Annotated in this window: 15 protein-coding genes and 1 riboswitch; of the genes, 6 read left to right on the top strand and 9 right to left on the bottom strand. The window is 52.6% G+C overall.

Annotated elements, in window-relative coordinates:
- Positions 1-99: 99 nt before the first annotated feature.
- The 7 genes from thiH to ABIC79_RS25225 form a co-directional block, all read right to left on the bottom strand.
- On the bottom strand, positions 100-1278 hold the full coding sequence (gene thiH / locus ABIC79_RS25255) for a 2-iminoacetate synthase ThiH (RefSeq protein ID WP_013577407.1): 1179 nt from the start codon (positions 1276-1278) through the stop codon (positions 100-102).
- Positions 1275-2054 (bottom strand): thiazole synthase, encoded by a 780-nt coding sequence (locus ABIC79_RS25250; protein WP_013577406.1) that lies wholly within the window; start codon positions 2052-2054, stop codon positions 1275-1277. The genes thiH and ABIC79_RS25250 overlap by 4 nt, the downstream gene beginning before the upstream one ends.
- Position 2055: 1 nt before the next feature.
- Complete coding sequence (gene thiS / locus ABIC79_RS25245; protein WP_037035715.1) at positions 2056-2256, bottom strand: sulfur carrier protein ThiS; 201 nt, start codon at positions 2254-2256, stop codon at positions 2056-2058.
- Positions 2253-3002: a HesA/MoeB/ThiF family protein gene (locus tag ABIC79_RS25240; protein ID WP_131638570.1), complete on the bottom strand. Its 750-nt coding sequence runs from the start codon at positions 3000-3002 to the stop codon at positions 2253-2255. Before ABIC79_RS25240 ends, thiS begins: the two co-directional genes overlap by 4 nt.
- A complete protein-coding gene (gene thiE, locus ABIC79_RS25235) occupies positions 2995-3648 on the bottom strand; it encodes a thiamine phosphate synthase (protein ID WP_013577403.1) in 654 nt (217 codons plus the stop codon). Before thiE ends, ABIC79_RS25240 begins: the two co-directional genes overlap by 8 nt.
- The gene (gene thiC, locus ABIC79_RS25230; RefSeq protein ID WP_126125252.1) at positions 3645-5609 is read right to left on the bottom strand and encodes a phosphomethylpyrimidine synthase ThiC; all 1965 of its coding nucleotides are present in this window, start codon (positions 5607-5609) and stop codon (positions 3645-3647) included. The genes thiE and thiC overlap by 4 nt, the downstream gene beginning before the upstream one ends.
- Before the next feature lie 122 nt (positions 5610-5731).
- Positions 5732-5858, bottom strand: a riboswitch (TPP riboswitch).
- Between the two features lie 73 nt (positions 5859-5931).
- On the bottom strand, positions 5932-6447 hold the full coding sequence (locus ABIC79_RS25225) for an Rsd/AlgQ family anti-sigma factor (protein WP_013577401.1): 516 nt from the start codon (positions 6445-6447) through the stop codon (positions 5932-5934).
- Between the two features lie 99 nt (positions 6448-6546).
- On the opposite strand from ABIC79_RS25225, the gene nudC reads away from it, so the two are divergent.
- From nudC to ABIC79_RS25195, 6 genes are all read left to right on the top strand, one after another.
- Complete coding sequence (gene nudC / locus ABIC79_RS25220) at positions 6547-7323, top strand: NAD(+) diphosphatase (protein WP_013577400.1); 777 nt, start codon at positions 6547-6549, stop codon at positions 7321-7323.
- A gap of 71 nt (positions 7324-7394) precedes the next feature.
- Positions 7395-8459: a uroporphyrinogen decarboxylase gene (gene hemE, locus ABIC79_RS25215; RefSeq protein WP_013577399.1), complete on the top strand. Its 1065-nt coding sequence runs from the start codon at positions 7395-7397 to the stop codon at positions 8457-8459.
- 9 nt (positions 8460-8468) lie between these two features.
- Positions 8469-9149: a deoxyribonuclease V gene (gene nfi / locus ABIC79_RS25210; protein ID WP_037035724.1), complete on the top strand. Its 681-nt coding sequence runs from the start codon at positions 8469-8471 to the stop codon at positions 9147-9149.
- Between the two features lie 70 nt (positions 9150-9219).
- A complete protein-coding gene (locus ABIC79_RS25205) occupies positions 9220-9810 on the top strand; it encodes a YjaG family protein (RefSeq protein WP_013577397.1) in 591 nt (196 codons plus the stop codon).
- Positions 9811-10000: 190 nt separating this feature from the next.
- Positions 10001-10273, top strand: a complete 273-nt coding sequence (gene hupA, locus ABIC79_RS25200; RefSeq protein WP_013577396.1) for a nucleoid-associated protein HU-alpha — start codon at positions 10001-10003, stop codon at positions 10271-10273.
- Between the two features lie 18 nt (positions 10274-10291).
- Complete coding sequence (locus ABIC79_RS25195; protein ID WP_369794811.1) at positions 10292-10978, top strand: DUF1481 domain-containing protein; 687 nt, start codon at positions 10292-10294, stop codon at positions 10976-10978.
- Positions 10979-11197: 219 nt separating this feature from the next.
- Here the strand turns inward: ABIC79_RS25195 and purD are convergent, their stop codons facing one another.
- Both purD and purH read right to left on the bottom strand, forming a co-directional pair.
- Complete coding sequence (gene purD, locus ABIC79_RS25190; RefSeq protein ID WP_013577394.1) at positions 11198-12487, bottom strand: phosphoribosylamine--glycine ligase; 1290 nt, start codon at positions 12485-12487, stop codon at positions 11198-11200.
- Between the two features lie 46 nt (positions 12488-12533).
- Complete coding sequence (gene purH / locus ABIC79_RS25185; RefSeq protein WP_037035726.1) at positions 12534-14123, bottom strand: bifunctional phosphoribosylaminoimidazolecarboxamide formyltransferase/IMP cyclohydrolase; 1590 nt, start codon at positions 14121-14123, stop codon at positions 12534-12536.
- Positions 14124-14528 lie beyond the last annotated feature (405 nt).

Genomic DNA, 14528 nt, shown 5'->3' with positions numbered 1-14528 from the left:
GAAGCAGCGCCGGGATGAGTGGCGCCGGCCAGTTGCGAATATGCAGTGGCAAAAGCACATTAATGCTCCTGGCCTGCTGGTGCGAGGGGCAAAATTACTTTATGGAATCTGCATTCCTGAGAGTTTACTTGTTTGCCATCCGGCGACATTTTCCTGCGAGACGCGCCCCAAAAAACTGTCCCAGTCTTTCCAGACCGGTTGCAGCCCGGCTCGGGTCAATGCGTTCGCTACGTGCTGAGGTGAACGGTTGTCGTGCGGTGCAAATTGTTCAAGTTCAGGATGATTATCGGCATAGCCACCGGGCTGTGTTTTAGATCCTGCACTGACAGTGTTGATCGCCAGCGGAATAACGTGATCCCGGAAATAGGGGGATTCGCGTGTCGACAGTGAGAGCTCGACATCCGGCGCGAGCATTCTGAAAGCGCAAATCAGTTGTAACAGCTGATTTTCTTCCAGCAGGGAAGCCGGTTCGATGCCACCGGTACAAGGTCGCAGTCTTGGAAACGCCACCGAATAGCGACTTTGCCAGTAGGTTTGTTGCAGATACAACAAATGTTCGGCCACCATATAGCTGTCAGTCCTCCAGTTGCCAGAAAGTCCGAACAGCGCCCCCAAACCGATTTTGTCGATTCCCGCACGCCCGAGCCGGTCTGGTGTTTCCAGCCGCCAGAAGAAATCCTGTTTCTGTCCGCGAAGATGATGCAAAGCATAGGTAGGCGCGTGATAGGTTTCCTGATAAACCAGCACGCCATCCAGCCCCAGCGTTTTCAGCTCAGCATATTCTTCCTGTTGCAGCGGCTGAACCTCAATCATCAGTGAATCGAAATGGCTTCTGATCGCGGGGAAATGACGGCGGAAATAGTCCATGCCGACCTTTCCCTTATGTTCGCCGGTGACCAGCAACAGATGTTTGAAACCCAGCGCATTCAGCGCTTCGCATTCCCGCCTGATTTCATCTTCGTCCAGCGTTTTACGTTTGATTTTATTGCTCATCGAAAAGCCGCAATACGTACATTCGTTGGCGCAAAGATTGGATAAATACAATGGCGCGAAGAAATTCACCGTATTGCCGAATCGCTGGCGCGTGAGTTGTTGCGCGCGTTGCGCCATCGGTTCCAGGTAAGGCAGCGCGGCGGGAGAAATCAATGCCATGAAATCTTCACGACTGATTTTGTTGCGGCTGAGCGCCTGTTCGACATCACGGGATGTTTTGCTATTGATACGCAGTGAAATATCATCCCAGTCCAGCGTTGACCACACATCTGTGAAGTTATTCATGACAACACCTGCGAGGTATTGAGGAAACCGGTCAGCGGGCTGGATGCGCTGGCGTGTCGTTGTCTGCCGCCTAATCCGCTTTGACGGGCGATAATCCCAGCCTGAACGGCCAGCCTGAATGCCGTTGCCATAGCAACCGGATCACCTGCGACAGCAATCGCCGTATTGACCAGCACGGCATCGGCCCCCATTTCCAGCGCTTCAGCGGCCTGGCTTGGTGCACCAATGCCAGCATCAACAACGACCGGAATGCGAGCCTGCTCGATGATGATTTGCAGAAAATCACGGGTTTGCAGCCCCTGATTGGAACCGATCGGCGCACCCAGCGGCATGACGGCGGCGCAGCCCGCTTCTTCCAGACGTTTACACAGCACCGGATCTGCGCTGCAATACGGCAAAACAACAAATCCCTGTTTCACCAGAATCTCTGCGGCTTTCAATGTTTCAACGGCATCGGGCAGCAGATATTTTACGTCGGGATGAATTTCAAGTTTCACCCAGTTTGTGCCCAGTGCTTCTCTTGCCAGTTGCGCGGCAAATACTGCCTCTTCAGCTGTTTTAGCGCCCGATGTATTGGGCAGCAAACGGATGCCGAGCTGTTGCAGAGGAGACAGAATATCATCACCTCCGCGACGCAGATCGATGCGTTTCATCGCCATAGTCACCAGCTGAGAGCCAGATGCTTCAAGCGCCTGTTGCATCAACGCCGGACTGGCGAATTTTCCTGTTCCGGTAAAAAGGTGCGACGTGAATGTGGTATCAGCAATTTTTAACATGTCAGCCTCCGGCTATCGCCTGAAAGAGCAAGATCTCATCACCGTCTTCCAGTAAATGAGCTGGCCAGTTATCACGGGGGATAATGACCTGGTTAACCGCCAGTGCGCTGCCTGCAGGGTTTAACGCCAGCAAATTGAGCAGGTTTAGTAACGTGAGCGGTTGACTGAATTGGTGTGGTTCATCATTGACCAGAATGTTCACTCGTGGCCTCCGCAGATGGCACAGGCAGATGAACGCGTGAGTTGCAGTGAACGCCAGTTTTGCGTTTTTCCATCGAACAGACGTAATTTGCCGCTCAGTACAGAAGGCAGACCAGCCAGAATCTTCAGCGCTTCCAGTGCCTGCAATGTACCGATGGTACCGACCACCGGGCCGAGCACGCCGGATGTACGGCAGTTGCGCTGTACGGTTTCCTGATCCGGATATAAACAGGCGTAACAACCGTGAGCGTAAGGGGCTTCAATAACCAGAAGTTGTCCGCTGAATCCGACGGCGCTGCCGCTGATCAAGGTTTTACCGGCATCCACACAAACTTTATTAACTGCATGCCGGGTTTCCATGTTATCGCTGCAATCCAGAACGATATCGGCGTCCGATACGGCACGGGTCAATGCTTCTCCCGACAGACGTTCCGTGATGGCCACCGCTTCGCAAAGCGGATTCAGGCGCAGCAGTTCACGCTTTGCCAGAACGGCTTTGGGCTGATCGAGATCTGCCGTACGGTAGAGGATTTGCCGCTGAAGATTGGTGATATGCAATTGATCGTCATCGGCCAGAATCAGCTTACCTACGCCTGCTGCTGCCAGGTACAAGGCTGCGGGAGAGCCGAGGCCACCAAGGCCGACAATCAGTACTTTCGCCGCCTGTAATTTTTCCTGTGCCAGCGGACCGAATTCCTCCAGCATCAACTGGCGGCTGTAGCGCATAAAAGCCGCATCGTTAAGCATCTTGCGGCACCTTGCTGGCGCATAAGGCCAGCAGTTGTGCCGTCGCTGCACGCCAGTCCGCCGCCTGCGTAATGGCACTGACGACGGCTATACTGCCGACGCCGCAGTCGAGAACCGACGCCGCGCGGTCGATGCTGATCCCACCAATGGCCACCGTCGGAAAGCTGCCATCGAGCTTCTTAACATGTCGGGTGAGTTCTGCCAGCCCTTGCGGCGCCGAAGGCATATCTTTGGTCTGCGTCGGGAAGATATGGCCGAGGGCGATGTACGAAGGATTCACCGCGACAGCGCGTGCCATTTCAGCATCGTCATGCGTGGAAACGCCCAGCCGTAAGCCGGCCTGACGGATAGCCTCAAGATCGGCAGTATCCAGATCTTCCTGACCCAAATGCACCCCATACGCCTGATGCTTGACCGCCAGACGCCAGTAATCGTTGATGAATAACCGGGCCTGATATTTTTTACCGAGCGCGATGGCATCAATAATTGCTGGCTCGGCTTGCTCATCAGGCAAATCTTTCACACGCAGTTGCAGTGTTTTAACGCCCGCGTCCAGCAGACGGGCAATCCATTCCACGGTATCAACGACCGGATATAAACCGAGGTGGAATGGAACGGCAGGAAAGGATTGAGAGGACGGATTCATTTGCTGCTCTCCGAACTGAGGTTATCGGCCGGGTGATAAAGCTCACCGCCGCGCGAACGGAATTCGGCAGACATCTGCGCCATACCGGATTCAACGAGTTCTATTGGCTGGGTTTTGGCTTCAAGCGCAGCGGCGTAATCGCGAACTTCCTGAGTGATTTTCATCGAGCAGAATTTCGGGCCACACATCGAGCAGAAGTGTGCAACTTTGCCGGATTCCTGCGGCAGCGTTTCATCGTGGTAGGCGCGTGCCGTTGCCGGATCGAGAGCCAGATTAAACTGATCTTCCCAGCGGAATTCGAAACGCGCTTTTGACATGGCGTTATCGCGGATTTGGGCACCGGGATGGCCTTTAGCTAAATCGGCAGCATGTGCTGCGATTTTGTAGGTAATCAAACCCTGCTTAACGTCTTCTTTGTTCGGCAGGCCCAGATGCTCTTTCGGCGTGACATAACAGAGCATGGCGCAGCCAAACCAGCCAATCATCGCGGCGCCAATACCGGACGTAAAGTGATCGTAACCCGGCGCGATATCGGTAGTCAGCGGACCAAGGGTATAGAACGGGGCTTCGTGACAATGCTCGAGTTCTTCGGTCATGTTGCGGCGGATCATCTGCATCGGCACATGTCCCGGACCTTCGATCATCACCTGAACATCGTATTCCCAGGCAATTTTGGTCAGTTCGCCCAGTGTGCGTAATTCGGCGAATTGCGCTTCGTCATTGGCATCCTGAATCGAACCCGGACGCAGGCCGTCGCCCAATGAAAGCGAGACATCATAGGCGGCGCAGATTTCACAGATCTCGCGGAAATGCTCAAACAGGAAGCTTTCGCGATGATGTGACAGACACCATTTCGCCATGATCGAACCGCCGCGCGACACGATCCCGGTCAGGCGTTTGGCGGTCATCGGCACATAACGCAGCAACACTCCGGCGTGAATGGTGAAGTAATCGACGCCTTGCTCGGCCTGTTCAAGCAATGTATCGCGGAATATTTCCCAGTTCAGATCTTCGGCCACACCGTTCACTTTTTCCAGGGCCTGATAAATCGGCACGGTGCCGATCGGTACCGGACTGTTACGCAGGATCCATTCACGGGTTTCATGTATATAACGTCCGGTGGAGAGATCCATTACGGTGTCCGCGCCCCAGCGTGTCGACCACACCAGTTTCTCCACTTCTTCTTCGATGGAAGATGTCACCGCCGAGTTGCCGATATTAGCGTTCACTTTCACCAGGAAATTACGCCCGATGATCATCGGCTCTGATTCAGGGTGGTTAATGTTGGCGGGAATAATCGCGCGCCCGGCAGCCACTTCCTGTCGCACAAACTCTGCAGTGATACTGGCGGGCAGATGCGCGCCAAAGCTTTCGCCGGGATGTTGCTGGCGCAGAACCTCGCCGCGGATCCGTTCACGCCCCATATTTTCGCGAATGGCGATAAATTCCATCTCAGGTGTGATGATGCCTTTGCGGGCGTAATGCAGTTGCGTGACATTTTTACCCGCAATGGCTTTGCGAGGGCGCGGCAGGTGTTCGAAGCGGAGGTGGTCCAGCCCGTCATCCGCCAGCCGCTGCTGAGTAAAACCGGAACTGACCTGTGAAAGTTCCTGCGTGTCCGCACGCTCGTTTATCCAGCGGGCGCGTAATTTTCCCAGACCGGTATGCACGTCGATAACTGCCGCCGGATCACCGTAAGGTCCGGCGGTGTCGTAAACAGGAATTGCTTCGTTTTCTTCGAACTGCGGATTGTCTTTGCCGCCGCCGACCAGCGTCGGGCTGAGCTGGATTTCACGCATCGGCACGCGGATATCTTCGCGGTCAGCTTCAAGATAAATACGCCGGGAGTTGGGGAAAGCTTCGCCCTGCAAGCTGTCGATAAACGATTGTGCCTGCGCGCGTTGTTCACGGCGATTTGACGGTTTCTTTTCAGAAATAACGGGTTTTTGGGTACTCGACATAGCAAATTCCTCGCAAAAAAACGTGATGGAAAATTGCTTGTCAGGAGGTTTACGGCAGGAGTAAAAATGGGCGGTGCAGCACGGGCGGCCTTATGCAGGCAGATGCCTGATTGCGCTGAACGCATAACATTACTCTTGTTCCCTTCGCGGGTACTAACCCGATCAGGTTCCGCGGATCCCGAATTAACGGTCTCAGCCTGGCGTAATTCTCAACAGAAAATTATGCGCTAGGCACTCCGACAAGAAGCCTCAATATAGGAGGCGTTTTTTTAAACTACAAGTAAAACCATAACCCTGAGCAGGGTTTTATTGTGGCAACGTGTTAAGCCGGTCTGGCGAGATCAGGTTCATTTTCCGAAGGTGGCACACTCTCCGGGGCTGGCTCAAAAGCCATGATAATTAATTGATCTTCCAGTTGAAAACGGGCATCTAATGCCTCACCGATATCCGATAATGCATAGTGAAAGGCGAAAGCATTGTCATCGTCAATATCAGTTTCTGTGTAACTGTCATGGAAAGCCATGATAGCTTCAGTATTCAGCTCCAGAGCAGGGTAGATTTTTGCCGCCTGTACTTTTTTCGGGCTGCCTGCGCCATCGACTTCTTCAATGATGCGTGGATAGAGATGAAAATGCCCGGCAGAAAGATAGTCGACCAGATGATGGCAAAAACTGTCCAGCGCCTTTTCATTCAAAGGTGTATGTTTTTCTTTATTGGGTTTCAGACCGACGAAAGTGCAGTACGAAACCAGCAGTTCTTTGCGTGCGTGCAGCCATTGATCCACTAACTCATTACTGCCACCAACGCGTTGGGTCAGTCTTTCCAGACGATTTAGCATGGTTGACTCCGTGAGCGACAAAAAAAGTAACCAAAAGTTACTAATATGTAAATATCTTACTCAGATTGTCAGTCCCGACGAGGTTATGCAACAACAATTATGGAATTACAGATTACTGAGCAACACAACGGTTGGTGGATCATCAGCCAGGAAGGCAAGCTATGGCTGCCTGAGGGTGAACTGCCGTTTGGCAGCGCCGCACAATTTTCTCTGACCGGTAAAACAGCGCGGCAGATCGGCGAATGGCAGGGCGAACCTGTCTGGCTGGTTCGTCAGACGATGCCAAACCATATGGTTTCTGCCCGTCAGTTGCTGGATCAAGATCGCGGATTATTCCAGTTGGTCGGGCGTGGTGTGCAGTTGTCAGAGTTTTACCGTTCTCACAAGTTTTGCGGTTACTGCGGACATGAAATGCACGTCAGCAAAACCGAGTGGGCTGCACTCTGCGGGCACTGTCGCGAACGCTATTATCCGCAGATTGCGCCCTGCATCATTGTGGCTATCCGTAAGGGAGATGAGATTTTGCTTGCGCAGCATGTCCGTCATCGTAATGGTATTCACACGGTTCTGGCGGGTTTCGTGGAAGTCGGAGAAACGCTGGAAGAAACTGTGGCACGTGAAGTGATGGAAGAAAGTAACATCCGGGTGAAAAATGTCCGTTACATCAGTTCCCAGCCCTGGCCGTTCCCCAATTCGCTGATGATGGCATTTATGGCGGATTACGACAGTGGCGACATACAGCATGACCCGAAAGAGTTGCTTAACGCGAATTGGTATCGCTTTGATGCATTGCCGCAGTTGCCACCGCCCGGGACGATTGCGCGCCGCCTGATTGAAGACACCGTTGCCCTTTGTCGTGCCGAACACGAAGAGTAGAGGCGATTTTACGTGATAGAATGCTGTCAGATGATTGTCGGGCGGCCCGAATACTGAAGGAAAGAGCAAGAATGAATGAGTTGAAAAACGACCGTTACCTGCGTGCTTTGTTACGTCAGCCAGTGGACATTACACCGGTCTGGATGATGCGTCAGGCTGGTCGTTATTTGCCGGAGTACAAAGCAACCCGCGCTGAAGCCGGTGATTTTATGTCGCTGTGCAAGAATGCCGAGCTGGCCTGTGAAGTGACTTTGCAGCCGCTTCGTCGCTATCCGCTGGATGCGGCGATCCTGTTCTCTGACATCCTGACCATTCCTGATGCGATGGGGCTGGGGCTCTATTTTGAAGCCGGTGAAGGCCCGCGTTTTTCTTCACCACTGACGAATCGTGCCGATGTCGAAAAACTGCCGGTTCCGGATCCTGAAATGGAACTCGGGTATGTCATGAATGCCGTGCGTACCATCCGTAAAAACCTGCAAGGTGAAGTGCCGCTTATCGGTTTCTCCGGCAGCCCGTGGACGCTGGCGACGTATATGGTAGAAGGGGGCAGCAGTAAAGCCTTCACCAAAATCAAAAAGATGATGTACGCCGATCCGGCGACTATGCATCTGTTACTCGATAAAGTGGCAGACAGCGTCATTCTTTACCTTAATGCACAGATCAAAGCTGGCGCCCAGTCTGTGATGATTTTTGACACCTGGGGCGGCGTGTTGACTCCTCGCGATTACCGCGAATTCTCCCTGAACTATATGCACAAAATTGTTGATGGTCTGATCCGTGAAAACGAAGGACGTCGTGTGCCGGTGACTCTGTTTACCAAAGGCGGTGGTCAGTGGCTGGAAGCGATGGCCGCAACGGGGTGCGATGCGCTGGGTCTGGACTGGACCACCGATATTGCCGATGCACGCCGTCGTGTGGGTGACAAAGTCGCGATTCAGGGCAACATGGATCCTTCAATGTTGTATGCCTCGCCAGTGCGTATAGAACAGGAAGTGGAGACCATTCTGGCCGGTTTCGGCAAAGGCAATGGTCATGTGTTCAATCTGGGCCACGGCATTCATCAGGATGTCCCGCCGGAAAATGCGGGTGCCTTTGTGGAAGCGGTGCATAGCCTGTCCCGGCAATATCACGAGTGAAATCCCGGTATGATCGATACCCGTGCTTTACGTGAAGAACAACGGATCCTCGCAGATCAGATCGAACTGCAGGATCCGCCAGGATTTACCACTCCCGCGTTGATCGCGGGAGTGGATGTCGGTTTCGAACAGGGCGGTGAGGTGACACGTGCGGCGGTGGCTGTTTTGCGCTACCCAACGCTGGAACTGGTGGAATATCAGATTGCCCGCATTCCCACTGTTATGCCGTACATTCCCGGTTTCCTTTCCTTCCGCGAACTTCCCGCACTGCTGCAAGCCTGGCAGCAACTCTCATTGCAGCCTGATTTGGTTTTTGTCGACGGGCAGGGGATCGCGCATCCGCGCCGTCTCGGCGTTGCCAGTCACTTTGGTCTGATGATCGACGTGCCGACGATTGGTGTGGCGAAAAGCCGTCTATGCGGTCAGTTCCTGCCATTAGGCGATGAACTACACAGCCGCCAGGCGCTGTACGAAGGGGATGAACAGATTGGCTGGGTGTGGCGCAGCAAGCTACGCTGTAATCCATTATTCATCTCACCCGGTAATCGTATCAGCATGGATTCATCGTTTTATTGGGTCGAACAGTGCATAAGACAATATCGTCTGCCGGAGCCTACCCGTTGGGCGGATGCTGTGGCATCAAACCGGGCGGCGTTTCAACGCTGGCAACGGTTGAGTGATGATCTTTAGGAATCAAGGAATAGGGATATTGATTTATTTCAGGTAAACTCCCGCGCAGAAAAGTTAACGAGATCAACTCATGTTACGTAATCCAATTCATTTACGTCTCGAAAAGCTGGAAAGCTGGCAACACGTGACGTTTATGGCGAGCTTGTGTGAACGCATGTATCCGAACTATCAGGCATTTTGCCTGGAAACCGGGTTTGGCGAACCACAGCTTTACCGCCGCATCCTGGATTTAATTTGGGAAACGCTGGTGGTAAAAGACGCCAAGGTCAATTTTGACTCACAGCTCGAAAAACTGGAGGAAGCGGTGCCTTCTTCTGATGATTACGACATCTATGGGGTTTATCCGGCCATTGATGCGTGTATTGCATTAGGCGAACTGATTCATTCGCGTCTGAGTGGCGAAACGCTGTCTCACGCGGTTGCCGTCAGTGAGACGTCAATTCGTACTGTCGCGATGCTGGAAATGACTCAGGCCGGGAAAGAAATGACCGATGAAGAACTCAAAGTCATTCCTGCCGTTGAAGAAGAATGGGACATCCAATGGGAGATTTTTCGCCTGTTGGCTGACTGTGAGGAGCGTGACCTGGAATTAATAAAAGGGTTACGTTCTGACCTGCGTGAAGCTGCTGTCAGTAACATTGGCATAAATTTAGCGCAATAAGGCAAGAAAACGTGATTTAACGCCTGATTTGTCGTGCCTTAAGGCTTCACATCCGCACCCTGTCTGGTCTACATTTGGGGGGCGTAAAAAAAGTGGCTATCGGTGCGTGTATGCAGGAGGGTGCTGTCAATCGGCATATCCGTCGCACTTGATGCTTTGCAAACGATAAACACACTGTAAAGGATAACTTATGAACAAGACTCAACTGATTGATGTAATTGCGGACAAAGCTGATCTTTCCAAAGCACAGGCCAAAGTTGCTCTTGAATCTACCCTGTCTGCTATTACCGAGTCTCTGAAAGAAGGTGATGCTGTACAATTAGTTGGTTTCGGGACTTTCAAGGTAAATCATCGTAACGAGCGTACTGGTCGTAACCCACAGACTGGTAAAGAAATCAAAATCGCAGCTGCAAACGTGCCTGCGTTCGTTTCTGGTAAAGCTCTGAAAGACGCTGTTAAGTAATTGCTTGCAGTGAAAAGAATAAGCGGGGGGGCCTTTAAGGCCCTTCAGTTTATCACCCCCGGACTGGTAGCAGGTTTACTGGTGCTCGGTCTGGTGGGTTGCAGTTCTAAAAAAGGTCCTGAGTTATTCTTTGCCAGCGGCTATGTCGCTGATCAAGGTATCAACCGGCTCTGGCGCGAAGACAGCGCACAGCACGAGCCTCAAACCATTCTCAACGTCTATAGCCCCTATTACGGCGGCGATACGATTATTACCCGATACGAATTCCAGCAGGGGCAATTGCACCTGATTAAAGAAACCCATGCGACTAAAACTGATTTGGGTGTCATGCTGCGTTTTGACGAGGGTGGCAACGTTAGCTTTATGCAGCGACAACTCCCTGAGCGCCGCGAGAAGTTATCGTCAGACGAAATCGAACGCTATAAATATGAAGCGTCAAAAACCCTCGATCTGAGCAATGCGCTGCGGGCAGGGAATGTCAGGCTGGTCCAGGCACGCTGGCGCAAAGGGTTAATAACGACCTGCGCAGGCGAGCAGGTGACGCCGGCACTGACTGTCCGTTCACAGGTCTGGCTGGCGAAACGGGCCAGCCGAAGTAACGATAATCTGGGCTTAGCCTGGCTGACGGCTCCGCAAGGCAACGAACTGTTGCTGGTCGCCAATGAAGATTTCTGTAAATGGGAACCAAAAGAGTCTGATCTGTGATCCCGTTTTCACTATTGAAAAGGCACGCCGAAGCGTAATGCTGGTCACTTAAGGAAATGAGGCCCGTGAATTTGGGCCTTCAATGAAGAAAAATAGCGCTACAAGCCTGATTCCTTCATTATCCTTTGAAGCACAAAAATGAATTTGTATTCATAAAAATGCTTAAGTGACCGGCATTACGCCGAAGCGTGCCTTTTTTGATCGTCGGGTGAGATGTAATTACTGATTACGTTCGCGGTCGATGGCGCGATAACCGATGTCTTTGCGGCAGAAACTACCTTCCCAATGAATGTCTTTCGCTAAATCATAAGCGCGTGCCTGGGCTGCTTCCACCGTTTTACCCAATGCCGTCACACATAACACGCGACCGCCATTAGTGACCACACGTTCATCCTGCAAACGGGTCCCTGCGTGGAAGACTTTACCATCCGGCACTTCTTCCAGCGGCAGGCCATGAATAACGTCTCCGGTTTTATAATCAGCAGGGTAGCCACCGGCTGCGAGCACGACACCCAGAGACGGTCGCGGATCCCACTCAGATGTTTTATCACCCAGACGACCTTCAGCACCGGCCAGGCATAAATCCACAAGATCAGAACGCAGACGTAACATGATCGGCTGAGTTTCCGGATCGCCGAAACGGCAGTTGAACTCGATCACTTTCGGCTGGCCGTCGGCTGAAATCATCAGACCGGCATACAGGAAACCGGTATAAGTGTTATTTTCCGCCGCCATACCGCGAACAGTCGGCCAGATGACCTGATCCATCACGCGTTGATGGATTTCATCGGTTACGACCGGCGCCGGAGAATAGGCTCCCATGCCGCCCGTGTTCGGACCGCTGTCGCCGTCACCCACGCGTTTGTGATCCTGACTGGTCGCCATCGGTAACACATTGCTGCCGTCGACCATGACGATGAAACTGGCTTCTTCGCCATCGAGGAATTCCTCGATAACAATGCGATGACCTGCATCACCGAAAGCATTTCCCGCCAGCATGTCGTGAACGGCGTCTTCCGCTTCTTTCAACGTCATCGCAACAATGACGCCTTTACCTGCTGCCAGACCATCGGCTTTGATGACAATCGGTGCCCCCTTGCTACGCAGATAAGTCAGGGCGGGTTCGATTTCGGTGAAGTTCTGATAATCGGCACTTGGGATGTTATGACGAGCCAGAAAATCCTTAGTGAAGGCTTTAGAACCTTCCAGTTGCGCGGCTTCCTGCGTCGGGCCAAAAATTTTCAGACCGGCTGCACGGAAAGCATCAACCACGCCAATCACCAGCGGCGCTTCAGGGCCGACAATCGTCAGCCCGATGTCATGACTTTTAGCGAAAGCCAGCAAACCGGCGATGTCAGTGGCGGCGATGTCCACGTTTTCCAGCAACGGCTCCAGCGCGGTACCGGCGTTGCCTGGTGCAACAAAGACTTTATCAGCCAAAGGTGACTGCGATGCCTTCCATGCCAGTGCATGTTCACGCCCGCCGTTACCGATAATTAAAATATTCATTCGAAGACTCCGGGTGAGCGGGCGCATCGCACCCGCTAAAAGAAAATTAATGACGGAAATGGCGCATGTCGGTGAACAGCATTGCAATGCCGTGTTCGTTAGCCGCGGCGATCACTTCATCGTCACGGATAGAACCGCCTGGCTGGATAACACAGGTAATACCTACCGCTGCCGCAGCGTCGATACCGTCGCGGAACGGGAAGAAGGCATCAGAAGCCATTACGGAACCGGCTACTTCCAGGCCTTCGTCAGCGGCTTTAATACCGGCAATTTTAGCGGAGTAAACGCGGCTCATCTGGCCTGCGCCGATACCGATGGTCATTTTGTCTCGTGCATACACAATGGCGTTGGATTTGACGAATTTTGCGACTTTCCAGCAGAACAGGGCATCTGTCAGTTCCTGCTCTGTCGGCTGGCGCTCGGATACCACACGCAGATCAGCGGTATCAACCATACCCAAATCGCGATCCTGAACCAGCAGGCCGCCGTTAACACGTTTGAAGTCGAGCGCTTTCTGGCGACCTTCCCATTGTCCGCAGGTCAGTACACGAACGTTTTGTTTCGCGGCGGTGAGTGTCAGTGCCTCGGCACTTACCGATGGTGCGATGATCACTTCCACAAACTGACGGCTGATGATCGCTTTTGCCGTTTCAGCATCCAGTTCACGGTTGAAGGCAATAATGCCGCCGAAAGCTGAGGTCGGGTCAGTCTGATAGGCGCGTTCATAAGCTGCCAGTATGCTGTCGCCGATAGCTACGCCACAAGGGTTGGCGTGTTTGACAATGACGCAGGCCGGTTCAGCAAACTCTTTCACACATTCCAGAGCCGCATCGGTATCCGCAATGTTGTTATAGGAAAGTGCTTTGCCCTGCAGCTGGGTCGAGGTGGCAACGGAAGCTTCACTAACGCTCTCTTCTATATAGAAGGCGGCGTTCTGATGGCTGTTCTCGCCATAACGCATATCTTGTTTCTTTATATAGCTGAGATTCAGTGTGCGCGGGAACTGGCCGGAAGCCGATTCAGTATCACCGTGGTAAGCCGGAACCATCGTGCCAAAGTAGTTAGCAATCATGCCGTCGTAAGAGGCGGTGTGTTCAAAGGCTTTAATCGCCAGGTTGAAACGAGTCGCCAGCGTCAGCGAGCTGTTGTTGGCGTCCATCTCTTCAATAATAGAAGCGTAATCGCTGCTCTTTACTACGATCGCCACATCTTTATGGTTCTTCGCTGCCGAGCGAACCATGGTAGGGCCGCCGATATCAATGTTTTCTACCGCATCTTCCAGTGAACAATCTGGACGTGCGACGGTTTGTGCGAACGGATAAAGGTTAACGACCACCATGTCGATTGGCGCAATGGAATGTTGTGCCATGATTTCATCATCTTTCCCGCGACGACCGAGGATGCCACCGTGAACTTTCGGGTGCAGGGTTTTGACGCGTCCATCCATCATTTCCGGGAAGCCGGTGTAGTCAGAGACTTCAGTGACTGGCAGGCCGGCTTTCGCCAACAGGCTGGCGGTGCCGCCAGTGGAAAGTAATTCAACGCCACGCGAAGACAGAGCCTGGGCGAATTCTACGATACCGGCTTTGTCAGAAACACTGAGCAGGGCACGGCGGATTGGACGAGATTGTTGCATGGTGGTTATATCCTTGGCTTTGGAGTCGCAGTAAAGAGCGTTATCTGAATTCAATGACGCTTTTCTTCTCTTTATATAGAGCAATTTGCAGAAAAACGCGGGATTGAGCTTGGATAACTTCCCTTCGGCGACTGACTTTTCATTTATTACCCCTAAAGGGCAGTGAAAACTGACGCGCGAAATTGTAGCGAAAACGATTGCGCGACGCTCGCAAAATTTGAGATTCCTGTGCCTCTGTGGATAAATCTGTGCAAAACACGGTATAAGCAGTGGGTTTGCTGTGTAATGCAGCAAACGGTGTTTTTTCTTAAAATTAGCCCTTGCGGCCTGCTGAGAACTCCCTATAATGCCGCTCCATCGACAGGGAACAACGTGAACAACATCACGAAGTGACCGGGTCGGAAA

Origin of the sequence: Rahnella sp. 2050, from assembly GCF_040544515.1 — a bacterium.
Taxonomy (GTDB): domain Bacteria; phylum Pseudomonadota; class Gammaproteobacteria; order Enterobacterales; family Enterobacteriaceae; genus Rahnella; species Rahnella aceris.
This window is presented reverse-complemented; position numbering and strand designations above follow the sequence as displayed.

Bases quoted from the DNA above. Each gene is read 5' to 3' on its own strand.
- purD (WP_013577394.1), bottom strand. From the start codon at position 12,487: ATGAATATTTTAATTATCGGTAACGGCGGGCGTGAACATGCACTGGCA.
- ABIC79_RS25205 (WP_013577397.1), top strand. From the start codon at position 9,220: ATGTTACGTAATCCAATTCATTTACGTCTCGAAAAGCTGGAAAGCTGG.
- thiH (WP_013577407.1), bottom strand. From the start codon at position 1,278: ATGAATAACTTCACAGATGTGTGGTCAACGCTGGACTGGGATGATATT.
- hupA (WP_013577396.1), top strand. From the start codon at position 10,001: ATGAACAAGACTCAACTGATTGATGTAATTGCGGACAAAGCTGATCTT.
- hemE (WP_013577399.1), top strand. From the start codon at position 7,395: ATGAATGAGTTGAAAAACGACCGTTACCTGCGTGCTTTGTTACGTCAG.
- ABIC79_RS25250 (WP_013577406.1), bottom strand. From the start codon at position 2,054: ATGTTAAAAATTGCTGATACCACATTCACGTCGCACCTTTTTACCGGA.
- ABIC79_RS25225 (WP_013577401.1), bottom strand. From the start codon at position 6,447: ATGCTAAATCGTCTGGAAAGACTGACCCAACGCGTTGGTGGCAGTAAT.
- thiE (WP_013577403.1), bottom strand. From the start codon at position 3,648: ATGAATCCGTCCTCTCAATCCTTTCCTGCCGTTCCATTCCACCTCGGT.
- thiC (WP_126125252.1), bottom strand. From the start codon at position 5,609: ATGTCGAGTACCCAAAAACCCGTTATTTCTGAAAAGAAACCGTCAAAT.
- ABIC79_RS25240 (WP_131638570.1), bottom strand. From the start codon at position 3,002: ATGCTTAACGATGCGGCTTTTATGCGCTACAGCCGCCAGTTGATGCTG.
- nudC (WP_013577400.1), top strand. From the start codon at position 6,547: ATGGAATTACAGATTACTGAGCAACACAACGGTTGGTGGATCATCAGC.
- nfi (WP_037035724.1), top strand. From the start codon at position 8,469: ATGATCGATACCCGTGCTTTACGTGAAGAACAACGGATCCTCGCAGAT.
- purH (WP_037035726.1), bottom strand. From the start codon at position 14,123: ATGCAACAATCTCGTCCAATCCGCCGTGCCCTGCTCAGTGTTTCTGAC.